The sequence below is a fragment of the Synechococcus sp. HJ21-Hayes genome, from assembly GCF_024345835.1.
Lineage (GTDB): Bacteria > Cyanobacteriota > Cyanobacteriia > PCC-6307 > Cyanobiaceae > Vulcanococcus.
The window spans coordinates 317,785-339,327 of record NZ_JAGQBW010000001.1; the positions used below are offsets into that span (position 1 = coordinate 317,785).

Annotated in this window: 24 protein-coding genes; 8 read left to right on the forward strand and 16 right to left on the reverse strand. The window is 67.1% G+C overall.

Annotated features, from left to right (window positions below):
* Nucleotides 1-18: 18 nt before the first annotated feature.
* Entirely contained in the window at nt 19-1,026 is a 1,008-nt protein-coding gene (pheS, locus tag KBZ14_RS01775) for a phenylalanine--tRNA ligase subunit alpha (protein WP_255116552.1), read from the reverse strand.
* Between the two features lie 68 nt (nt 1,027-1,094).
* On the opposite strand from pheS, the gene surE reads away from it, so the two are divergent.
* The gene (gene surE / locus KBZ14_RS01780; protein ID WP_255116553.1) at nt 1,095-1,874 is read left to right on the forward strand and encodes a 5'/3'-nucleotidase SurE; all 780 of its coding nucleotides are present in this window, start codon (nt 1,095-1,097) and stop codon (nt 1,872-1,874) included.
* Between the two features lies 1 nt (nt 1,875).
* On the opposite strand, the gene KBZ14_RS01785 is transcribed toward surE, so the two are convergent.
* Nucleotides 1,876-2,448 (reverse strand): DUF3611 family protein, encoded by a 573-nt coding sequence (locus KBZ14_RS01785; protein ID WP_255116554.1) that lies wholly within the window; start codon nt 2,446-2,448, stop codon nt 1,876-1,878.
* A gap of 99 nt (nt 2,449-2,547) precedes the next feature.
* On the opposite strand from KBZ14_RS01785, the gene KBZ14_RS01790 reads away from it, so the two are divergent.
* The 5 genes from KBZ14_RS01790 (at nt 2,548) to KBZ14_RS01810 (ending at nt 6,272) form a co-directional block, all read left to right on the forward strand.
* The gene (locus tag KBZ14_RS01790) at nt 2,548-3,552 is read left to right on the forward strand and encodes a bifunctional riboflavin kinase/FAD synthetase (protein WP_255116555.1); all 1,005 of its coding nucleotides are present in this window, start codon (nt 2,548-2,550) and stop codon (nt 3,550-3,552) included.
* 83 nt (nt 3,553-3,635) lie between these two features.
* On the forward strand, nt 3,636-4,760 hold the full coding sequence (locus KBZ14_RS01795) for a thiamine phosphate synthase (protein WP_255116556.1): 1,125 nt from the start codon (nt 3,636-3,638) through the stop codon (nt 4,758-4,760).
* Nucleotides 4,757-4,972, forward strand: coding sequence for a sulfur carrier protein ThiS (gene thiS, locus KBZ14_RS01800; RefSeq protein WP_255116557.1), 216 nt, complete (start codon nt 4,757-4,759; stop codon nt 4,970-4,972). Before KBZ14_RS01795 ends, thiS begins: the two co-directional genes overlap by 4 nt.
* Before the next feature lie 80 nt (nt 4,973-5,052).
* Nucleotides 5,053-5,964 carry a DUF1517 domain-containing protein gene (locus KBZ14_RS01805; protein ID WP_255116598.1) on the forward strand — a complete coding sequence of 304 codons (912 nt, stop codon included), beginning with the start codon at nt 5,053-5,055 and terminating at the stop codon, nt 5,962-5,964.
* 140 nt (nt 5,965-6,104) lie between these two features.
* On the forward strand, nt 6,105-6,272 hold the full coding sequence (locus KBZ14_RS01810) for a hypothetical protein (RefSeq protein WP_488657332.1): 168 nt from the start codon (nt 6,105-6,107) through the stop codon (nt 6,270-6,272).
* On the opposite strand, the gene larB is transcribed toward KBZ14_RS01810, so the two are convergent.
* From larB to era, 7 genes are all read right to left on the reverse strand, one after another.
* Nucleotides 6,269-7,063 carry a nickel pincer cofactor biosynthesis protein LarB gene (gene larB / locus KBZ14_RS01815; RefSeq protein WP_255116559.1) on the reverse strand — a complete coding sequence of 265 codons (795 nt, stop codon included), beginning with the start codon at nt 7,061-7,063 and terminating at the stop codon, nt 6,269-6,271. The two genes, KBZ14_RS01810 and larB, sit on opposite strands and share 4 nt — an antisense overlap.
* Entirely contained in the window at nt 7,044-7,454 is a 411-nt protein-coding gene (locus KBZ14_RS01820; protein ID WP_255116560.1) for a TIGR03792 family protein, read from the reverse strand. The genes larB and KBZ14_RS01820 overlap by 20 nt, the downstream gene beginning before the upstream one ends.
* Before the next feature lie 36 nt (nt 7,455-7,490).
* The gene (gene ispF, locus KBZ14_RS01825) at nt 7,491-7,976 is read right to left on the reverse strand and encodes a 2-C-methyl-D-erythritol 2,4-cyclodiphosphate synthase (protein ID WP_255116599.1); all 486 of its coding nucleotides are present in this window, start codon (nt 7,974-7,976) and stop codon (nt 7,491-7,493) included.
* Nucleotides 7,977-8,162: 186 nt separating this feature from the next.
* Entirely contained in the window at nt 8,163-9,518 is a 1,356-nt protein-coding gene (locus KBZ14_RS01830; RefSeq protein WP_255116561.1) for a DUF2252 domain-containing protein, read from the reverse strand.
* A 107-nt stretch (nt 9,519-9,625) separates the two neighbouring features.
* The gene (gene trmD / locus KBZ14_RS01835; RefSeq protein ID WP_255116562.1) at nt 9,626-10,324 is read right to left on the reverse strand and encodes a tRNA (guanosine(37)-N1)-methyltransferase TrmD; all 699 of its coding nucleotides are present in this window, start codon (nt 10,322-10,324) and stop codon (nt 9,626-9,628) included.
* A 144-nt stretch (nt 10,325-10,468) separates the two neighbouring features.
* Nucleotides 10,469-10,981, reverse strand: a complete 513-nt coding sequence (locus KBZ14_RS01840; protein ID WP_255116563.1) for a phycobiliprotein lyase — start codon at nt 10,979-10,981, stop codon at nt 10,469-10,471.
* A 27-nt stretch (nt 10,982-11,008) separates the two neighbouring features.
* Nucleotides 11,009-11,959: a GTPase Era gene (era, locus tag KBZ14_RS01845; protein ID WP_255116600.1), complete on the reverse strand. Its 951-nt coding sequence runs from the start codon at nt 11,957-11,959 to the stop codon at nt 11,009-11,011.
* Between the two features lie 79 nt (nt 11,960-12,038).
* Here era and KBZ14_RS01850 point away from each other — a divergent pair, with 79 nt between their 5' ends.
* Complete coding sequence (locus KBZ14_RS01850) at nt 12,039-12,569, forward strand: hypothetical protein (protein WP_255116564.1); 531 nt, start codon at nt 12,039-12,041, stop codon at nt 12,567-12,569.
* 76 nt (nt 12,570-12,645) lie between these two features.
* Here the strand turns inward: KBZ14_RS01850 and KBZ14_RS01855 are convergent, their stop codons facing one another.
* The 6 genes from KBZ14_RS01855 to KBZ14_RS01880 all read right to left on the reverse strand — a co-directional run bounded on the left by KBZ14_RS01855 (nt 12,646) and on the right by KBZ14_RS01880 (nt 19,050).
* On the reverse strand, nt 12,646-13,380 hold the full coding sequence (locus tag KBZ14_RS01855) for a Bax inhibitor-1/YccA family protein (protein ID WP_255116565.1): 735 nt from the start codon (nt 13,378-13,380) through the stop codon (nt 12,646-12,648).
* 105 nt (nt 13,381-13,485) lie between these two features.
* On the reverse strand, nt 13,486-13,992 hold the full coding sequence (locus KBZ14_RS01860; RefSeq protein WP_255116566.1) for an FUSC family protein: 507 nt from the start codon (nt 13,990-13,992) through the stop codon (nt 13,486-13,488).
* A complete protein-coding gene (locus KBZ14_RS01865; protein ID WP_255116567.1) occupies nt 13,989-15,017 on the reverse strand; it encodes a PhoH family protein in 1,029 nt (342 codons plus the stop codon). Before KBZ14_RS01865 ends, KBZ14_RS01860 begins: the two co-directional genes overlap by 4 nt.
* Nucleotides 15,018-15,028: 11 nt before the next feature.
* Nucleotides 15,029-15,430, reverse strand: a complete 402-nt coding sequence (gene rpsP / locus KBZ14_RS01870) for a 30S ribosomal protein S16 (protein WP_255116568.1) — start codon at nt 15,428-15,430, stop codon at nt 15,029-15,031.
* Between the two features lie 92 nt (nt 15,431-15,522).
* The gene (gene ffh / locus KBZ14_RS01875) at nt 15,523-16,974 is read right to left on the reverse strand and encodes a signal recognition particle protein (protein WP_255116569.1); all 1,452 of its coding nucleotides are present in this window, start codon (nt 16,972-16,974) and stop codon (nt 15,523-15,525) included.
* 90 nt (nt 16,975-17,064) lie between these two features.
* The gene (locus tag KBZ14_RS01880; RefSeq protein WP_255116570.1) at nt 17,065-19,050 is read right to left on the reverse strand and encodes an IMS domain-containing protein; all 1,986 of its coding nucleotides are present in this window, start codon (nt 19,048-19,050) and stop codon (nt 17,065-17,067) included.
* 126 nt (nt 19,051-19,176) lie between these two features.
* On the opposite strand from KBZ14_RS01880, the gene pdhA reads away from it, so the two are divergent.
* Nucleotides 19,177-20,301 carry a pyruvate dehydrogenase (acetyl-transferring) E1 component subunit alpha gene (gene pdhA / locus KBZ14_RS01885; protein ID WP_255116571.1) on the forward strand — a complete coding sequence of 375 codons (1,125 nt, stop codon included), beginning with the start codon at nt 19,177-19,179 and terminating at the stop codon, nt 20,299-20,301.
* Here the strand turns inward: pdhA and KBZ14_RS01890 are convergent.
* Nucleotides 20,298-21,212, reverse strand: coding sequence for a histone deacetylase family protein (locus KBZ14_RS01890; RefSeq protein WP_255116572.1), 915 nt, complete (start codon nt 21,210-21,212; stop codon nt 20,298-20,300). The two genes, pdhA and KBZ14_RS01890, sit on opposite strands and share 4 nt — an antisense overlap.
* Between the last annotated feature and the right edge of the window lie 331 nt (nt 21,213-21,543).

A 21,543-nucleotide genomic window follows, 5' to 3' on the forward strand; every position in this document is an offset into this window, starting at 1 on the left:
TGGCGGTGGGAGTGGCGCTCAGAACTGCTCGAGAAAGCGCAGATCGCTGGTGAACAGCCGGCGGATGTCGTCGATGCCATGGCGCACCATGCAGAAGCGTTCCACCCCCAGCCCGGCGGCGAAGCCGCTGTAGCGCTTGGGATCGATGCCCAGCCCTTCCAGGACGGCCGGATCCACCATGCCGCAGCCCATCACCTCCAGCCACCGGCCGCGCCATTGCACGTCCACCTCGGCCGAGGGCTCGGTGAAGGGGAAATAGCTGGCACGGAAGCGCACCGGCAGATCCCCGAAGAACTGCTGCAGGAAGGCGGTCACGGTGCCGCGCAGGTGGCTGAAATCCAGCCCTTCGTCGATGGCCAGCACCTCCACCTGGTGAAACACCGGCGAGTGGGTGGCGTCCACGGCATCGCGGCGATACACCCGGCCAGGGGCCACGATCCGCACCGGTGGGGGGTTGTTCTCCAGATGGCGGATTTGCACCGGCGAGGTGTGGGTGCGCAGCAGCTCGCTCTCTGACAGATAAAAGGTGTCCTGCATGTCCCGCGCCGGGTGGTGGGGGGGGATGTTGAGGGCGGTGAAGTTGTAGTAGTCGGTCTCGATCTCAGGGCCCTCTTCCACCCGGTAGCCCAGGCCCGCAAAGATGTCCACGATCTCTTCGATCGTGCTGATCAGCGGGTGGCGATGCCCCGCCGGCGTGAAGGTGGCCGGCATGGTCACGTCGAGGGTTTCGGCGGCGATGCGCTCGGCCATGGCCGCCGATTTCACCGCCTGCAGGCGCTCGCTCAGCAGGCCCTGCACCTGTTCCTTGAGCACATTGGCCCTTTGGCCCACCAGGGGGCGCTCATCCCCCGGCAGTTTGCCCATGGCCCCAAGCACGCCCGATAGCTTGCCCTTCTTGCCCAGCAGGCCCACCCGCAGCTCTTCCAGGTCGGCGGCGGTGGCGGCGGCGGCGATAGCAGCGGCGGCCTGAGCTTCCAGCTGCTCGAGCTGGTCGGTGAGCTGCTGCAGGCTGACGGTGGCGCTCACGGCTGGGCTACGGCGACCCTCGACTGTAGGCAGCAGCCTCGTAGCGTCGAATTAGCTGAGCCCAAGCCTTGCGGATTCTGATCAGCAACGACGACGGCGTGTTCGCCGATGGCATTCGCACCTTGGCGGCGGAGGCGGCACGGCGCGGCCATCAGGTGACCGTGGTGTGTCCGGATCAGGAGCGCTCCGCCACGGGGCATGGCCTCACCCTCCAGACCCCCCTCAGGGCCGAGCGCGCCGATGAACTGTTTGCCGATGGCGTGAAGGCCTGGGCTTGCAGCGGCACCCCCAGCGATTGCGTGAAGCTGGCCCTGTTCGCCCTGCTGGATGAATGGCCCGACCTAGTGCTCTCGGGCATCAACCACGGCCCCAATCTCGGCACCGATGTGCTCTATTCCGGCACGGTGAGTGCCGCCATGGAGGGCACGATCGAGGGCCTGCATGCCCTCGCGGTGAGCAGTGCCGATTTCCAGTGGCGGCACTTCCAGCCGGCTGCCACCCTGGCCCTGGATGTGGCTGAGCGCCTGCTGCAGCGGGGCTGGCCCGAGGGGATGCTGCTCAACCTCAATGTGCCGCCCTTGCCGGCTGATCAGCTCGGCCCTGTGCGCTGGTGCCGCAAGGCCGTGCGCCGCTACACCGACCAGTTCGATCAGCGGGTGGATCCCCGCGGCCGCACCTACTACTGGCTTGCCGGTGAAGTGGCGAACGATCTCGAGGCTGCCGTGGCAGGGCCCGAGGCTTGGCCCACCGATGTGGCCCACGTGAATGGCGGCGGTGTGGCCCTCACCCCCCTGCAGCCGGAATTGTTCTGGCGCGGCAACCCGTTGGATCTGCCCGCGCTGGAGTGAGTCAGGCCGAGCGGTACACCCGTTGCAGCAGCCACAGGCTGATCCACAGGCCGATCAGGTGGGCGAACACCACCTGGGTGTTGCTCAGCACCGAGAGCATCTCGAGCGAAGTGATCGGGTAGTTGGTGATGCGGCCGCCGGGGGTGGTCATGGCACCTCCGAAGGCGAAGCCCGCCTGCATCGAGGCCTGCAGAAACAAGCTGCCCGCCAGCGACTGATACCCCACCACCGCGAAGGTGATGCCCACGAGGTCGGCCAGGATGCTGCGCTTGATCAGCCGTGCCGTTTCCCCCTTGCTGGGGCGCACGGGGCTGGCCAAAGCCCGGCCGCAGCGCACCAGCAGGCCGCTCTGCCAGATCGACCACAGCAGCACGAAGAAGGCCAGGGTAGTGAGGGAGAGACCTGGGCCCAGCCCAAGCGCCTTGTCGGCCCGGGCGGCGATCTGGCCGCCGATGTTGTTGAACAGCAGCACCCCCATCACCACCACCGCCAGCACCACCTGGGCCCAGAGGCGGATCCAACCCACCCGCCGCAGGGCGGCAGAGATCAGCTGCAGGTCGAGGCGGTCGGCCATGGGGCAGGCGGCAGGGGTGGCGTGGAGCGTCGCCCAAACCTGCCATGGGAGGATGCCAAAGGCGAGGGCCACGGCAGGTTTTCGGAGTTCCCTTCTGTGATGCCCCTGCGCTCCGCGATTGCTCTGCGCAGCCCCGAAGAGGCCCAGCGCCCCACGGCGATCGCCCTGGGCAGCTTCGATGGTCTGCACCAGGGGCACCGCCGGGTGATTGCCGCCATCGCTGGCCCTGCCGCCGCTGCAGGCCTGGTGCCCACGGTGGTGAGCTTCTGGCCCCACCCCCGCGAGGTGCTGTTCGGCGATACCCGCCTGCGCCTCGATCTGCCGGGGGAAAAGTTGCATCTGCTGGAGCCCCTCGGCATTCAACAGCTGGTGCTGGTGCCCTTCACCCCCCAACTGGCCACCCTCAGCCCTGAGGCCTTCGTGGAGCAGGTGCTGGTGCAGCAGTTGGAAGCCCGGCTCGTGGCCGTGGGGGAGAACTTCCGCTTTGGCGCCGGCCGCAGTGGCGACACCGCCGCCCTGGCGGCTATGGGTGCGCGCCATGGCCTTGAAGTCGTGGTAGTGCCGATGCTCTGGGATGGCGAGGAGCGGGTGAGCAGCAGCCGCATTCGCCGGGCCCTGGCCGCTGGCAACCTGGCGGAAGCCGCCCGCCTGCTGGATCGCCCCTACCGCTTTGGTGGGCGCGTGGTGCGGGGCCGTGGGCTGGGCCGCGAGCTGGGCTGGCCTACCGCCAACCTGCAGGTGGATGGCCGCAAGATTCTGCCGCTCGAGGGGGTGTACGCCGCCTGGGCCCAGGTGAATGGCGGGGCGCCTCTGGCGGCTGTGATGAACCTTGGGCTCCAGCCCACCGTGGACCCCACAGCCCCCTCCGCCGTGGAGGTGCATGTGCTGGGGCAACAGCTGGAGCTGGAGGGGGCCCAGCTGCTGGTGGAGCCGGTGGCGCTGCTGCGCCGGCAGCAAAAATTTCCCAACCTGGAGGCCCTGTGCGGCCAGATTGCAGCCGATGCAGCTCAGGCGGAGGCGCTCCTGGCCTCAGCCTGCGGGGTAGGCGTTGGTGAGGCCCCAGCTGATGAAGGCCACGATGCCGCCCAGCAGCAGAATCCCTGAGATCAGCACCAGCATCGGGCTGTCCGCTCCGCCCTGCTCCATCCCCATTGGCCCCTGATGTGCGGCCTCACCCTACGCAGCACATGACCATCCCGCCCACCACCGCGTTGCCCGCTGAGGACCTGCAGGCGGTGCAGCGTCTGCTCGACGCCAACCTCGACCGTGCCCGGGAGGGGCTGCGGGTGATCGAGGATTGGTGCCGGTTTGGCCTGGATCGCTCGGATCTGGTGGCCCGTACCAAGGACCTGCGCCAGCGCCTGGGGCTGCTCCATCGCGATGCCTATAAGCAGGCGCGTCACACTGCCACTGATGCCGCTGCCGGCATGGCCCATCCCGCCCAGGCTGAGCGCAGTGGCGCGGCCCAGGTGGTGGCGGCCAACTGTGGTCGGGTGCAGGAGGCCTTGCGGGTGCTGGAGGAATTTGGCCGGGGCCTCGATGCCCCGCTGGCGGCCGAGGCGGCGGCGATTCGCTACGCCCTCTACGACCTCGAAGTGGATCTGCTGCGATCCGCAGCCGGTGGTGGCTGGCGCCGGTTGCTGTTGCAGCAGTGCCGTCTGTATCTGGTCACCAGTCCGTCGCCCCAGCTGGAGGGGGTGGTGGCCGCAGCCCTGCAGGCCGGTCTGCGACTGGTGCAGTACCGCGCCAAGGAGGGCAGCTGCATGGCCAACGGCGTTCCCATCACCGATGCCCTGCGCCTGCAGCAGGCCCGGGCTCTGCGCCAGCTCTGCGCCAGCAATGGCGCCCTGTTTCTCGTGAACGATCGGATTGATCTCGCCCTGGCGGTGGATGCCGACGGCGTTCATCTGGGCCAGGGCGATCTGCCTCCCGCCATCGCTCGGCGCCTGCTGGGCCCCGACCGTTTGATTGGCCGCAGCACCCATGCCCTCAGCCAGTTGCAACAGGCGATCGCCGACGGCTGCGACTACGTGGGCGTGGGCCCGGTGAATGCCACGCCCACCAAGCCAGGCCGGGAGCCTGTGGGGCTGACCTACGTGGAGCAGGCGGTGGCATACAGCTCCATACCCTTCTTTGCCATCGGTGGCATCGAGGCGGCCAATCTGGCGGCCGTTCAGGCCACAGGGGCCAAGCGCGTGGCGGTGGTGCGGGCCATCACCGAGGCCGAGGATCCCGCTGCAGCCACCCACGAGCTGCTGCAGCTGCTGGACGACCGCGCCGCCAGCACGAGCACGAAACGGATCAGCCCATGAGCGACACCATCACTCTGCGCCTCAATGGTGAAGAAGCCCCCTGCCCGGCTGGGTTGACGCTCCAGGCGGTGTTGGAGCACCTCGGCTACCGGCCCCAGCTGGTGGTGGTGGAGTTCAACGGCGAGATTTTGCCCAGGCATCGCTGGTCGCAGCAACCGGTACGGGAAGCCGATGGGATCGAAGTGGTCACCATTGTTGGGGGCGGTTCCTAGATTTCCCCCTAACTGATTGGGCTGCGGCCTTGCTCTCCAACCGTCCGTCTCAGCTGCTGCGCCGCGTTTGCAGTGCGCTGATGGTGCCCGCTGTGCTCGCGGTGCTCTTGGCCATCCCCAAGCCCACGCTGGCCGCTAGTGGCGGACGTATCGGCGGCGGCAGTTTCCGCTCCGCTCCCTCGATGCCACGCAGTTACGGCGGCGGTGGCGGCAGTTACCGCGGCAACTATGGCGGTGGCATGCAGCGCGGTTACGGCGGGGGTGGCATCGGCTTTCCCTTCATCGTTCCCTTCTTCTTTGGCGGTGGTGGAGGCCTGTTTGGCTTCCTGGTCCTGATGGCGGTGGTGGGGCTGCTGGTGAATGCCCTGCGGGGTGGTGGCACCGCTCTTCCCTCCCGTGGCGATGGCGGCGAGCTGTCGGGGTACCGCCCTGATGGCCCCGTGGCTATCGCCCAGTTGCAGGTGGGGCTGCTGGCCTCGGCCAAGGATCTGCAGGCTGATCTGCGCGGTCTCGCCGCCAGTGCCGACACCAGCACCAACGCGGGCCTGCAGAGGGTGTTGCAGGACACCACCCTGGCCCTGCTGCGCCATCCCGATCTCTGGGTTTATGCCAATGCCGAGGTAGGACAGGTGCCTTTCAACGCGGCTGAAGCGACCTTCAATCGCCTTTCCATGACCGAGCGCAGCAAGCTGCGCAGTGAGGTCACCAGCAACGTGGCTGGCAAGCGACTCAGCGAGGGCCCCACGGCTGCAGGTGCTGCCGATGCCACCAGTGATTTCATCGCTGTGACCGTGCTGGTGGCCAGTCGCAGCCGGCTTGTGCTCAAGCCCCTCACGGGTTCCGAAGAGCTGCGTGAGGCCTTGCGGGTGATCGGCTCTGTTCCCTCTAATGATCTGCTGGCCCTCGAGGTGATCTGGCAACCGGAAGGCGCCGGCGATGTGCTGAGCACCGAGGAGCTGCTGACGGCCTACCCCGATCTCAAGCATCTCTGAAGATTTCATCTCCCTGGCCTACTGATTGGCCACAGATTTGCGGAACTTAAGGAACTCTTTTGCCGTTCTGTGTCTTGGTGTCCTGTTTTTGAAGGGTTGCCTCCGTAGGGTCGTCAGACCTTTAATTTCAGCTCCGCTCAGTGGGTCATTCCGTTCGCCGTCCAGAACCCCGCGCCATGAAATGGCAGGCGAATGGCGAACTCGCCGGTAGTGATCTGGATGCCCTCGTCTCCCATCTCCATGCGGTCGAGAGTGAAGAAAGGGGGCGCGAGCTGCTCTGGCTCGGCCGCAAGCGGGCCGAAAACTAAAGACCACCAAGACAATCCGCTGGCCGTTCCAACCCCTTGTCTTCTCCAATCTGAGCTCGCGTGCACCCTGCGTCCCCATGGCTAACGGGTAGACCCAGGATCCGCAGGGCCGCCATGGCAGCGCCGTAGCCGTTGTCGATGTTCACTACCGTGATTCCGGGAGCACAGCTGGCCAACATGCCGTGCAGGGCGGCGTTACCGCCCGCACTCACCCCGTAGCCCACGCTCACCGGCACGCCGATCACCGGTTGCGGCACGAGCCCGGCGAGCACCGTCGGAAGGGCCCCTTCCATGCCCGCGCAGGCGATCAGCACCCGGGCATCGCGCAGTCGGTCGAGTTGCGCCAGCAGGCGATGCAGCCCTGCTACGCCCACATCGATTACCAGCTCCGTGGCAATGCCATGCCAGCGCAGCGCCAGTTCCGCTTCGGCGGCCACGGGCAGGTCGCTAGTGCCGCCGCTCAGCACCACGGCCGTGCCTGCGCTTGCCCGGGGTGCCGGCGGTTGTCCCTGGGTGAGGCACCGGGAGGTGCAGTGAAACACCAGCCCCTCGGCTGCTGCGCTGGCCTGCAGCAGGGCCTCCACGTCGGTGGCCTTGCTAGCAGTCACCCGGGTGACCAGAGCCAGTTCGCCGGCGGTCTGCAGCCGGCGCAGGATCCCCGCGATCTGCTCGGCACTCTTGTGCTCGCCCCAGATGGCCTCCACCATCCCCAGCCGCCGCCGCCGGTCGAGATCGAGCCGAGCCAGGGTTTCCTGGGGGCTGTCCAGGGGATCAGAGGGGTGCAAGTTCACCTTCAAAAATCAAGGGGAAGGGATTGCCCTGGCTGAGGCCACTGGCCTGGCGGGCCAGGGCCTCGAAGCGCTGTTGCACGGCCTGCACCTGGGTGCTAGGGATGGCCATCCACTGCTCGCGGCTGGCCCAGTGGATCAGCAGGGTGCCTTCCTCGCGCTCAGCATCCCAGAGCAATTGGCGATCGAGAAACCCAGGTTGCTGCGCCAGCCAGGGTTCCCAGCTGCCCCGTTCTGCCGCGAGCCAGGCGTCCACGCCCGCCTCTGGCACCTTCAGGCGCAGGTGCTCCACCACCACCAGCTCGTAGGGCTGGGCGCCACTGGCGGGGGTCAGGGGAACCAGCACCAGCAGGAGCAGCAGAACCAGCCCCGCGAGCTGGCGCAGGAGGGCCATGGGCAGGCGGCTAACCAAGTGGCTAGCCCATTCTGATCAGCCCTTCTGCAGCAGTGCGACCGCGTGGCAGGAGATGCCCTCCTCACGCCCTTCGGGTCCCAGGGTTTCGTTGGTGGTGGCCTTCACGCCCACCTGCTCGGGATGGAGAGTCATGCGGGCCGCAATGGCGCCCTGCATCGCGGCGATGTGGGGTTTGAGCTTGGGGCGTTCCGCCACCACCACGGAGTCCACGTTGGTGATACTCCAGCCTTGGCGTTGCACCAGCCCCACCACTTGCTCCAGCAGCACCAGGCTGTCCGCCCCCTTCCACTGGGGATCGTCAGGTGGGAAGTACTTGCCGATGTCCCCTAGCGAGAGGGCCCCCAGCAGGGCGTCCATGATCGCGTGCACGAGCACATCGGCATCGCTGTGGCCATCGAGGCCGAGGCCCTCGGGGTGCTCCAGCTGCTGGCCCCCCAGGATCAGCGGCCGGCCTGGCACCAGGCGGTGAATGTCGTAGCCGTTGCCGATGCGCAGCTGCATGGGGATCCTTGTGTTGGAGAGGGTTGTGGGGGTTTCAACTTGGCCTGTCACTCCTCTGTCACTTGCGATCACAAGTGGCGGATGGACGGGCGTGGCGGCAAGGCTGCATGGCCTGCCGACCGTTGGGGAAGACGTCCAGCGCCACCGCTCGAGCAGGCGATTCAGGCCAGACTTTGCGTACCCGCATCAGACGATCATGCTGGTCTCCAGACGTCCTTCCTGGATCGCCTGCATGAACAGCCGGTAGTCGCTTTCGGACTGGTCGGCGTAGTGGAGGCCAAAGGCTTCTAGGGCCTGGTCAAATACCTTGCCGGCGTCCAGCCAGGCCGCGATCACTTGGCGATTACCCGAGCGGGCATGGGCCTTGGCCAGGGCACGACCACACAATTCGGCGTAGAGCGCCAGCCCCTTGGCATCCAGGCTGGCCAGGTTCACCGAGCCTTTCCAGTTGCGCAGCAGGCGCCAGTAATAACGGCGATCCCGCTGCAGACCGCTCGTCCATCCCAGAAACGGGTCGCTCACGGTCTGCATCAGCCGTTGCCCTTCGATCACCCGCTGGCCGTGGTGCTGGGGTGATGGGGTGGTGGCATAGGGCTCAAGCACCGAGGCTTCGGCCTGCTTGCTCTGGAGGATCAATACGTCATCGGGGTGGGGTCCCACAAACAGGCCGATGGCGCAGCGGGTGCCCACCGAACCCACGCCCACGGCCTTCATCGCCGCATCCACCAGCCGGTAGTGGTGAAGCAAGTGGCGCAGCTCGGCCGGGACGGAGCACAGGTACAGCTCCAAATGCTTCTGGGCCAGATCGCGCCACTCGGTGTCCGCGGTCCAGCTGCGATCCAGCAGGGCATGGCGCCAGATCAACGGGGGCTCATGGCGCAGTTGCAGTTCTCCATCAGGTCCCCGTTCGCAGAGCTTGCCGGCCGCTTCGCTGTTGGTGTGGGCCCTGGCCTTGGCGCTCACCTTGAGCATGTGCTGCCGCAGGGGTGGGTGCTCCAGCTCGTTGATGTAGGCATCAACATCGAAGCGCTGTGCCCAAACCTGATGGAGTGATTGGGTTGCCAGCGTCTGCATCGCCTTGCGGTAGGCGCGGGCGGTGCGCCGTGCCACGCAGCCTTGCTGGTTGCTGGTCAGTGCCAGGCTGCGCCCAGCGAGCACAGCACTGGCCACCAGCCGTTTGAGGTCCCACTCAAAGGGCCCGCGCGCGGTCTCGTCGAAATCATTGAGGTCGAAGACCAGGCTCCACTCAGGCGAGGCGTAGAAGCCAAAGTTCGCCAGGTGGCAGTCGCCACAGAGCTGCACCTCCAGGCCGCTGCTGGGGGCAGTCCCCAGGTCATGGGCCATCACTGCCGGGGTGCCGCGATAGAACGCAAAGGCGTCGTGGGCCATGCGGCTGTGGCGCACTGGCACCAGCCAGGGCAGGCGATCGGCCTCCTGCTCCTGCAGGACCGCGATTGGGTTGCGCCGGTCTGCGGTCGGCGCCCAGCGGCCAAGGTCCTGAACCTGGAGTTGAGGCACGGGTGCTGCCACAGGGATCACCATGCCGCTCTGGGTTGAAGCTACAGCTCGGCTTCGGCACTGGGATCCGTTTAGGGAGAAGGGATCTCAGCGCATTGTGCAGTCCTTGCCGATGCGCAGCTGCATGGAGCTCACTCTGCTGCCTGCTGGCTCTTCCAGCGGGCGTAGAGGTCGGGCCGGCGCTCGCGGGTGCGCTGCTCCTGCTGCTCGGCGCGCCAGCGGGCGATGGCGCCATGGTCGCCGCTGCGCAACACGGCCGGCACCTCCATCTCCCGGAAGTTGGCGGGGCGGGTGTAGTGGGGGTGCTCCAGCAGCAGGGCGCTGTGGCTCTCTTCTTCGAGGCAGGCCTCGGTGCCCACGGTGCCGGGTAGTAGCCGCACCACGCCGTTGATGATCGTCATGGCGGGCAGTTCGCCCCCGGTGAGCACGAAATCGCCGATCGATACCTCCTCATCGGCGAGGCAGCGGATGCGTTCATCGAACCCCTCGTAGTGGCCGCAGAGGAACAGCAGCTGGTTGTACTCCGTGGCCCAGCGCCGCAGATCAGCCTGCTGCAGCGGTTGGCCCTGGGGACTCATCAGCAGCACGCGCCGGCGGGGCAACCCTGGGATCGCCTCCACGGCGGCGAACACCGGCTCCGGCTTGAGCACCATGCCGGCACCGCCGCCATAGGGTTCGTCATCCACCTTGCGGTACCTGTCGGTGGCGTAGTCGCGCGGGTTGTGAACGTGGAGTTCGGCCCGCCCTGCCGCAAAGGCCCGGCCAATCACCCCCAGCCCCTGCAGAGGCGCGAAGGCCTCGGGTGCCAGGCTCACCACATCCAATCTCATGGGCGCTGGGGGCTCCGGGGTTGCTGCGGGGTTACCGCTGGGTTGCTTTGGAGGGCTCTGCAGAAATGGTGCCCCATGGTGCACCATTTCCGGACACATTCCGACATCGTGGTCCTCGCCTGCCTGCGGGCAACAGGTGGCGGTTCAGCTGGCCGCTGGCCGACTGACGCGACGGATCTCGGAGCTGAAGCTGGCGCGGCTGGGGCTGCCGTTGTTGAACTGCTCCACGGTGGAGCGCAGCCGCAGATTGGGCTTGGTGAACCAGATGCGTTCGCGCAGTTCGCGATCCCCCTGATCGATCACCAAGTCGAGGCTGCCATCAGGCCAGAGGGTCCAGTGGCCGCTTGCTGCTCCGCCATCCGCCGCTGGCTCGCGCCGGAATTGGCCATCGGCCTGGAAGTGCAGCTCCTGGCGTTGTCCGCCCTCCTTGGGCATGGCCGCCAGGCCCCCGAGGCCTGTGGCATCGGCAGCTGGGAGTGCTTCCACCACCAATTCACCGCGTTCGCTGGCGTGCCACTCGTCGTCGGCTCCCTCGGCCTCGAGGTCGAAGCGGCTGCGCAGGCTCATCCACTCGCCGGCACAGCACTGCAGGAATGCCGGCAGGTTTGCCGGCGGGAAGGGGTGTTCAGCCGTGGCAGCGGTGGGGGTGGCGGTCATCGGGGCGTGGGTGCGACCGTCATCCTCTCAGCTGTCGCCCCGGTAGCCCAGTTCCGCCAAGCGGCTGGCGCTGCGCCGCCAGTTCGGCACCACCTTCACGAACAGCTCCAGGTACACCGGCCCATCAATCAGTTTCTGCATCTGCAGGCGGGCGCCACTGCCGATGTCGCGCAGCATGCGGCCTCCCTTGCCGATCAGAATGCCCTTCTGGCTGCTGCGCTCCACCAGCACCGTGGCCAGCACGGCGGTGCGGGGGCCGTCGTCCACGATGCGCTCGATTTGTACCGCCACGGAGTGGGGCACCTCCTCGCGGGTGTGGTGCAGCACCTGCTCCCGGATCAGCTCGGCCATCAGCAGCTGCTCGGGCTGGTCATTCACCGCATCGGGCGGATAGAGGTGCGGGCCTTCCGGCAGGTCTGCCGCCAGGGCTTCCACCAGGGCCTCGGTGCCGGACCCGGTGAGGGCACTCACGGGATGCAGTGGCCAGGTGAGGGGGGGGCGCTCGCCATTGCCTTCCAGCAACTCGCGATAGCTCTGTGCCAGGGCCTCGGCCTCGGCCGGATCCACCAGATCGTGCTTGTTGAGGGCCACATGCACCGGTGTTCTGGAGCGGGCCAGCAGGTCCACGATGAAGCCGTCGCCTCGGCCGGCCGGTTGGCTGCCATCCACCAGCAGCATCACCACATCCACCTCGCCGATGGCCCCGCGGGCGCTCTGCACCAGGCGTTCGCCTAACAGGTGGTGAGGCTTGTGGATGCCAGGGGTGTCCACCAGCACCAGCTGCGCTGCAGGGGTGGTGAGGATGGCCCGCAGGCGGTTGCGGGTTGTCTGGGCAACGGGGGAGGTGATGGCCACCTTTTCCCCTACCAGCTGGTTGAGCAGGGTGGATTTGCCCACATTCGGCCGCCCCACCAAGGCCACGAAACCCGAGCGGAACCCCTCCGGGCTCTGGCCCAGGGTGAAGGGGCTCGCGGCCATGGCCTCGGCCGGCAGGTTTGCGTTACTGGGGTGGCTTGGCTCCATAACCTCAACACTGACAGTTCGCCGCCCCCGTGCGATGACCGCCGCCTCCGCGCCCCTCGAGCCCACCTTTCAGCAGGCCATGGAAATCACGGCCCAGTGGCTTGGCCTCTGGGAAGCCGGTGAGCTCAGCGATGAGGTGCTGGGCGATCGGGTGGGTGAGCTGGTGGCCAGTCGCGATGGGGCCCGGGGCTTCTTCGTGGTGTCTCTGGCCGGCGATTGCCCGCTGATGGATCGCCTGCCCGATCCCGTTGCCCTGGCCCTGCGCACCTCCGGTGATGGCGTGGTGGACCTCAGCGTGCGCAACCTGGCCATGAGCACGGCCATGGCCCTGCACCATCAGCGGAATGACGATGCGGCTCAGCAAGGGGGCTCTGAGCGGGTGCAGTTGCGCTGCACCGAACTTCTGCGCCTGCTGGAGCCTGAGCCGGTGAAGGCGCGGCTGGAAACCCTGCTGGAGGCCACCCATGGCGCCGGTGAGGATGTGGCCTTCCTCGACCGCTGGGGTTACGACGCCGCGCAACGGGCGGCCATTGCGGAGGCTGTGCTGGCGGTGGCTGAGGGTTGAAGCTGGAGCAGAGACGGCAGGCAGTGGCCCACTAAAAAAGCGCCCCAAATGGGGCGCTCAGCTGATGGCAGTGATGTCAGTCGCGGCGGCTGCCGCCGTTGAGGGCGATGATCAGCCGCAGGATGAAGATGAACAGGTTGATGTAGGTGAGGTACATCCCCAGAGCACCGGCCAGGTATTGCTCGTCGTTGTAGGTGCGGGGCATCGTGTAGAAGTCCACGAAGGCGGCGCCCACAAACAGCACGGTGCCGAAACCGGCGATCAGCAGCTCCATTCCGCCCATGCCGAAGCCGGGCACAAAGATGCCGCCGATGATCTGAACGAACATCGCGATCACCAGGCCGAGGATGCCCAGGCCCACCACACCGCTGAGGGCCTGGCCGACGCTGTCGCTCATGCGGCGACCCATCACCGAGGCCGCCACGAAGGTGACGCCGGTGGCCAGGGCGGCGGTGCCGATCGCGCCGATGCCTGCGGTACCGATGGCCATGGCCACAATGCCGCTCAGGGTGAAACCGGTGAGCAGGCTGTAGGCCGTGAGCAGCGGCAGGGCCGTGCTGTTATTGCCCTTCATGGCCACGTTCTGGGCCACGAAGAACAGGATGAAGTTGCCGATCAAGGCCACCCAGAACAGCGGCATGAACAGGGTCGGGCTGCTGGCCATCAGGGCCAGGCCACCCATCACGCCTCCGGCGGTGAGCACCATGCCGCCACCCACATAGGGCAGCGCCTTGTTCACCACATTGGGCCCCACCAGGGCGCTGGATTGCGCCTCGCGGATGGCCTCCTGGAAATTGCTGCTGGCCGGCATGGCACAGGGGGATCACTGCGTTCATCCTGCCAGCGCTGGCCAGGTTGCGTCGGCTGTTCCTGTGCGGATCCCCCTATCTGTTGCGTTGGGGTGGCTGCGCCTGCTTCAGGCGTGATCGCCTGGCTCAGGTTGCGATCCCGGCCACAGCCGCACACTCACCACGGCAACGCCTGTGCCGATGCAGGATTCAAGGAAGCGCAGCAGGGCATTCAGCTCCGCACTCAACTTGGGATCCAGGCTGCCGGTGACCATCACCACGATCACGGTGATGGCCGCCAAGCGGCCATGGCTGGGGATGTTCACGGCGGTGCAGAGCAACACCGTGGCGAAGATCGCCAGGGCCATGCCCAGCGGGTGAAAGGGCAGCAGGGTGAGGTAGATCGCGCTGGTGATGGCGCCGATGGCCGATCCCAGGATGCGCAGCGATGCGGAGGAGGTGGTGTCCCGGCGGGTGGCCTGGGTGACCACGATCGCGGAGATCGCCGACCAGAGGCCGCCGATCTTGGGCAGATAGCCGGGAAACAGGCTGGTGAACCAGAAGCCGAGCAGGTAGGCCACTAGGGCCGCCACGGCGATTTCTACGGGAATGCGCAGGCGCTCAGTGCTGGTCATGGCTCACGGCGGCTGCGGCGGCTATCCAATCGCTTTGTGACGGCAGGCGCCTGCTTGTTGGCATCCCGGTTCGCATAGGCGTTCACCAGGCGCTGCACCAGTGGATGGCGCACCACATCGGCGGCGGTGAGGCGGCAGATCGCCACCCCTTCCACCCCCTCCAGCACCTCGGCCGCCTCGATCAGGCCGCTGAGCTGGCCAGGGGGCAGATCGATCTGGGTGGGATCGCCCGTCACCACCATGCGGGAGTTTTCCCCCAGCCGGGTGAGCACCATGCGCATCTGGGCGGTGGTGGTGTTCTGGGCTTCGTCGAGAATCACAAAGGCATCCGCCAGGGTGCGGCCGCGCATGTAGGCCAGCGGTGCCACCTCGATCACGTTTTTCTCGAGCAGAGCCGCCGTGCGTTCCTGGCCCAGCAGCGCATGGAGTGCGTCGTAGAGGGGGCGCAGATAGGGATCCACCTTCTGCTGCAGATCACCGGGAAGAAAGCCAAGCCGCTCGCCTGCCTCCACCGCCGGGCGGGTGAGGATCAGCCGCTCCACCTTGCGCTCCTGCAGCATCCGCACGGCCTGCACGGTGGCGAGGAAGGTTTTGCCGGTGCCGGCGGGGCCCAGGGCGAGGGTGAGATCGTGGTGCTCGATTGCCTCCACGTAGCTCTTCTGCTTGAGGGTGCGCGGGCGTAGCAGTTTGCCGCTCTGGCTGCGGGCCAGCACCTGTTTTCCGAGCTGTTGGTGCTCTTCCCCGCGGCCGGTATCGAGGGCGCTGAGGGCGGTTTGCACGTCCACCTGGCTCAGCGCCTGGCCCTCCTGCCAGAGGGGCCGCAGCAGCTCCACCAACCCCGCGGCCCGCTCCAGCTGGCTGGGGCGTCCACGCAGTTGCAACGACAAACCCCGCAACACCAGGGAGGCACCAGTCAGGGCTTCCAGGCGATGCAGGGTTGCTTCAGCATCCCCGGCCAGGGCCATGGCGGCATCCTGATCGGGGAGGTCGATGGAGAAGGTCTGAAGGGTGTCAGCCCCGGACATGGGGCGGAGCCTCAGGCTTCAGCAGCGTCTTCGGCGGCGGCAGCGGCAGCAGCTTCTGCAGCGGCAGCAGCTTCGGCGGCTTTGGCCTCAGCGGCTTCCTTGGCGGCTTGCTTTGCAGCAGCTTCGCGAGCGGCGGCTTGCTTGGCCTTGCCCACAATCACGGAAGCGCGCACCTTTTTCTCCACTAGTCCGCCCTTCTCGAGCAGGCTCAGTACGGAGTCGGTGGGTTGAGCACCCTGCTCAAGCCGAGCGCGGATGGCCTCGGCGTTGAGGCGGGCCTCCTTGGTGCGGGGGTTGTAGAAGCCCAGCTCCTCGAGGGGACGGCCATCACGACGGGACGTGCTGTTGGTGGCCACGAGACGGAAGCTCGCTTCCCGCTTCTTACCGAACCGCTTCAGGCGGAGCTTGATCATCGTGGCCTTGCCTTGCTGACTGGATAAAAGGGCGGAATCCGTAGGCGGAATCGCGCGCCAAACGACAACAATACCTTGCGGGGTGGTGGGCCTCAGAGCTGCCCGAATCCCTTGCGCTTCTTGGCGGGTTTGGGGGGCTTGCCCATGCCGCCAGTGGGCATGCCGCCCGGGAATCCCCCCATGCCGGGGAAGCCACCACCCATGCCAGGCATTCCCCCCATGCCAGGCATCCCAGGCATACCGCCCCGGGTCATCTGCTGCATGAAGCCGCGCATCTTCTGGAAGTCGGCCAGCACCTTGTCCACATCGGCTGGGCTGTGGCCGCAGCCCCCGGCGATGCGCCGCCGCCGTGAGGGCTGGGAGGCCAGCAGTTCCGGCTGCTGCCGTTCGGCCTCCGTCATCGAGCCGATCATCGCCTCGATCTTCTTGAGCTGCTCCTCGCCCTGCTTGAGCATGCCGTCGTCGATCTTGTTCATCCCGGGGATCAGCTTCATCAGGCCGCCCAGGGAGCCCATGCGTTTGATCAGGCGCATCTGCTGCAGGAAGTCGGAGAAGTCGAAGCTGGCTTCCTGGAGCTTCTGTTGCATGCGGGCCACATCGGCCAGCTCCACCTCCTTCTGGGCTTTCTCCACCAGGGTGAGCACGTCGCCCATGCCCAGGATGCGGCTGGCCATCCGCTCGGGGTGGAAGGGCTGCAGTGCCTCCACCTTCTCGCCGGTGCCGATGAATTTGATCGGCGCGCCGCTCACCTTGCGGATCGAGAGGGCCGCGCCGCCGCGGGAGTCGCCGTCGAGTTTGGTGAGCACGGCGCCGGTGATGCCCACCTGCTCGTGGAAGGCCCGGGTGAGTTCGGCGGCCTCCTGGCCGATCATGGAATCCACCACCAGCAGCACCTCATCGGGCTGCACGGCCTCGCGGATCCGCACCATCTCCTCCATCATCGCGGTGTCGATCTGGAGGCGGCCGGCGGTGTCCACCAGCACCGTGTCGAAGCCCTCGGCCTTGGCCTTGGCGATGCCGGCCGCCGCGATCTCCTCCGGCCGGGCGTTGGTGCCGAGGCTGAACACCTCCACGCCGATCTGCCGCCCTAGCGTTTGCAGCTGGTCGATGGCGGCGGGTCGGTAAACGTCCGCGCCCACCAGCAGCGCCTTGCGGCCCTGTTCCTTGAGGTGCAGGCCGAGCTTCGCGGTGGCGGTGGTCTTGCCGGCGCCCTGCAGGCCCGCCATCAGCACCACCGACGGCTCACCGGCCTTGCCACCGGCAGCCAGGGGGGCGTTTTCGCCGCCCATGGTGTCCACCAGCTGCTCGTGCACCACCTGGATGAACTTCTGGTCGGGGTTGATGCCCCGCACCACCTCGGCGCCGATGGCCTTGCGGCGCACCTCATCCACGAAGTCCTTCACCACCGGAAGGCTCACATCGGCATCGAGCAGGGCCCGGCGCACCTCCTTGAGGGCCCCGTCGATATTGGATTCGCTGATGCTGCCCTGGCCCCTCAGGTTCTTGACGGCGTCTTCAAACCGCTGGGAAAGCTCGTCGAACATGGCAGGTGGGCGCGCGCGCTCAGGTGGGGCTCAAGGCCCGCTCATGGGGTGATCGTAAAAAGCCGTCGCCCGTCAGTCGCCGGTAGGCGCCTAGCGGCTGGGGCGGAAGGATGCCAGGCGCCAGGTGTCGTCGTCGCGGGCGAACACATAGATGTTGCGCAGTTCGCTGTTGGGGGTGCGGCCGATCACCTGCCCGCTGGCATTGCGGCGCTCATCGCTGTAGGTGAGGGCCACATCAGCGGCCACGCGGCTGGGGCCTTGTTCCGTGATGCTGAAGCTCTGCACGATTGCGTTCACGCTCTCCGTCTCGGAGCGGCTGGCGTTGGCGCTCTGCTGGCTCTCGAGCTTGGCCACCACACCAGGCCGGGCCAGCTCGGCGAGGTTATGGGCTGGGGGAGAACCCGCCAGCACCGCTGCCTTGCTCGCCAGCCAGGCCTCCAGCAGAGTGCGCAGTTGGGCCTCGGTGGGCGTGCTGGCGGTGAGGGGCAGATCTGGCTTGGCTGCGGGTTTGGCGGCCGGGGCGGCCGGTTGTTGCGTGGCTGGTTGCTGGGCCGCTGGTTGTTCGGCCATGGGCTGAACGGGGATCGGCTGCACCACGGCCCGGGGCCTCAGGGCCAGCCAGCTACCGGCGGCGATGGCGGCCACGGCGGCCATTGCGGCGGCGATGCCCACGGGCGCCTTCCAGCCGGGCGCGGCGGCCCAGGCCGGTAGGGCCGGCAGCGACCAGCCAGCCCAGAACGGCCCATCCCAGAGGGTGTCGTCCTCGGACTCCTCGTCCTGCTCGGCTGGGAAGTCGGCTGCGGTGTCGTTGGGGGGCAGCTCATCCGGTAGGGGCGGCCAAGGGGGGAGGGCATCGAGTGTTCCGGGCGTGCTGCTCCTGCTAACGGCGGCAACGGCACGGGCGCGGATGCGGTCTTGCTGTTCCACATAGGCCTGCACGTCGCGGTCTGCGAACCAGGCCTCCAGGTCCGCCTCGGCCTCGATGTCGCGGAAGCCGGGCAGCACTTCCCGGCTCAGCCAATCGCGGCAATAGGCGCAGACTCCCGCCAGGGGGCCGTCCCCCTGTTCGCGGGCCCACTGGCGCAGCTCATCGCTTGCCCCCTGGGCGAACAGGCTCTCGGCCGCTTCGATGTCGCCCAGCAGCAGCTGCTGGCAGGCCAGGAATGGCTCCATACCGGCCTGGCCGCTGGCCAGCAGGCGGTCGTGGGCGGCCCGCACCCGCTCGGGCTTGCGCTGCACGAACCCCGCGGCCGTGAGGGCGTGGCTGGCCAGGAAATCCGCTGTGCTGGAGCCGCTCTGGGCCCACCGACTGAACAGGTCCACCTGTTCCTGCACCGTCAGGAATGGGCGGATCTGTTTGAAGAAGGGTTGGAATTCGGCTGTGGGGAAGCTGGGGTCGGCCTCACCTTCCAGACCGCCGCGCTTCTGCACCAGCTGCTCCAGCAGCGCCAGGCCTTCGGCGCGCTCCTGGGTGGCGGAGAGGTCGCGGCTGAGCAGATCCAGCACCCGGTAGGGCAGCAGGTTGTCGCGCTCCTGCTCCAGCTTGCGGCGCTGTTCGGGCATCTGGCCCATGCGCTGCAGCAGCTGCAGGCCCTGCTGCAGGGTGCGGGCGGCGGCTTCGTAGCGCCGCTCGGCCGCAAAGTCCCTGGCGGCGGCCTGACAAGCCAGGCCAGCCAGCAGGGTGAGGTCGGCCTCGCGGCTGCTGCCCAGGGCCGGGGCCTGAGGCGGCTGAAGGCCGCGGTGGGCCTGCTCGAAGGCCTCGATGGCCTGGCCCGCTTCCATCAACAGCAGTAGTCCAGCTACTTCCTTGGAGGGGGGGATCTCAAGGGCGGCGATGGAGGCGCCTTCTCCGCCGGCGATGGCGGTGAGTTCCATTTCATAGAGGTGGCGGCGCTGCTCATCAGCCAACAACTCCGCACTCGCTCGCAGCAGATCGGCCCGGGCCTGCAGGGTGTCGAGGGTGAAGCCTTGGTCCGGCACTCGATCCAGCCGCTGCTGCAGGGTGTGAAGCACGGTCTGCCCATCGGTGGTGGGACTGACTCCCAGCAGGCGGAAATGGTCGATCGGCAGTTCCAAGCCGGGCCCTTCGCTGACGCGTGACTGTAGGCAGGGTCTGCGATTTTGGCCGTAACTGCCACACCTTTTGGAGATGGACCCCGTACAGTCGGCAACAGCATCAGGCTCCCGTAACAGGACGCCCACATGACACAGGCAGACATGAGCCAGGGAATCGCCGCCAGCGGAGCACAGGCCAGCGGGGCCCCGTCCTGTTCGGCTGACACCAATGCGGTGGGCCTCCATGCCGAACGTCTGCTGAACCTCTATCCCTCTACGCCCGCCACGGTGACGCGGGATGAGGGCCTGTTGCTCTACCGCGACATGACCCTGGGTCGGCGCTTCGAGGACAAGTGCGCCGAGATGTACTACCGGGGCAAGATGTTCGGGTTCGTGCACCTCTACAACGGCCAGGAGGCCGTGAGCACGGGCGTGATCAAGGCGATGAAGATGCAGCACGACTGGTTCTGCAGCACCTATCGCGACCACGTGCATGCCCTCAGTTGCGGCGTGCCGGCCCGGGAGGTGATGAGCGAACTGTTCGGAAAGGAAACCGGCTGCAGCAAGGGCCGCGGCGGTTCGATGCACCTGTTCTCCAAGGAGCACCACCTGCTGGGGGGCTACGCCTTCATCGGTGAGGGCATCCCCGTGGCCCTCGGGGCCGCCTTCACCAGCCGCTACAAGCGCGATGCCCTGGGTGATGCCAGCAGTGATGCCGTCACGGCGGCCTTCTTCGGCGATGGCACCTGCAACATCGGTCAGTTCTATGAGTGCCTGAACATGGCGGCTCTATGGAAGCTCCCCATTCTGTTTGTGGTGGAAAACAACAAGTGGGCCATCGGCATGGACCACAACCGCGCCACCAGCGATCCGGAGATCTGGCGCAAGGCCGCCGCCTTCGGCATGGCGGGTGAAGAGGTGGATGGCATGGATGTGCTGGCGGTGCGGGCCGCCGCTCAGCGCGCCATCGAGCGGGCCCGTGCAGGCGAAGGTCCCACGCTGCTCGAGTGCCTCACCTACCGCTTCCGCGGCCACTCCCTCGCCGACCCGGATGAATTGCGGGCTGAGCAGGAAAAGGAATTCTGGGCGCAGCGCGATCCGATCAAGCGCCTGGCGGCTCACCTGATCGAGCACAACCTGGCTACTGCCGAGGAGCTCAAGGGCATCGAGAAAGAGATCGACGCCGAAGTGGTCGATTGCGTGGAGTTCGCCCTCGCGGCGCCTGAGCCCAAGCCTGAGGAGCTCACCCGCTACATCTGGGCTGAGGATTAGAGCCCGTGTAGGCGGGCCTGCTCGCTGGCCGCCCGGAACACCAAGCTGTGGCGCTGCACCAGGGGAGCGAGGTCGTCGTAGCCGCCGCCGATCACCGTGGCGATGGGAATGCGGCGGCGCAGGCAGGCATCCAGCACCAGGTGGTCGCGCTTGAGCAGACCTTCACTACTGAGGCAGAGCCGTCCGAGGCGATCACCGCGATGCGGGTCCACACCGGCGTTGTAGATCACCAGCTGGGGGTTCACCTGGTCGAGAAGGTCGGGGAGTCGTTCGCCAACGGCAACCAGATAGGCGTCGTCCTCCAGGCCATCGGCGAGCGGTAGGTCGACATCGCTCTGTTGTTTGCGCAGCGGAAAGTTGCTGGCGCAATGGGCCGAGAAGGTGAACACCTGCTCATTGCCCGCAAAGATGGCTGCGGTGCCATCCCCCTGGTGCACGTCGAGGTCCACCAGCATCAGCCGCTCGATGGCTCCTTCGGCCAGCAGCACCTGCGCTGCCACGGCGCAGTCGTTGAAGATGCAGAAGCCGCTGCCGTAGTCCGGAAAGGCGTGGTGGGTGCCGCCGGCCAGATGGCAGGCTACGCCGTGTTCAACGGCCAGGCGGGCTGTGAGCACGGTGCCGCCTACAGCCAGCCAGGTGCGTTGCACCAAGGGTGTGGTGGCCGGCAAGCCAATGCGACGCTGGTCGGCGGCACTCAGTTGGCCGCGGGCGAAGGCCTGGTGATATGGGCGGTCATGCACGAGCTCCAGCCAGCGGCGCGGCACGGGTTGGGGCTGATGAAACTGTGCGGTATCGGCGAGGCCCTGGCGCAGGAGTTCATCGTGCAGGAGCCGAAACTTCGCCATCGGAAAACGATGGCTGCTGGGCAGTGGTGCTGAGTAGGCCGGGTGGTAGACGAGCGGGGGCCTCAAGGTCTGCGCAGGGGGTTCAGCCTCGCTCGGTTTCCGGCAGCGACAAGGCCATGGCACTCCATTTTGGTTGAGGCTTGCCGCCTTGTACTCACATCAGCACGCACAGTTCCTCGTTCACGCGAGCCATGGCCATGGCTCGGTTGCCAGGGCTGATTCAAAGTGTGTCACAGGCATTCTTGCAATGGCTGCGAGCATGGGGTGAGGTCGGTGGAATTGCCCCCTCTCAGTGCTCCAAAGCGTTTCTGCCGCAACCGATCTCGATCTGATCAGCTACCTCAAGGCGATCCCGGATGCTCGGATGCGGCGGGGTGTCCGCATTCCGGCCTGGTAC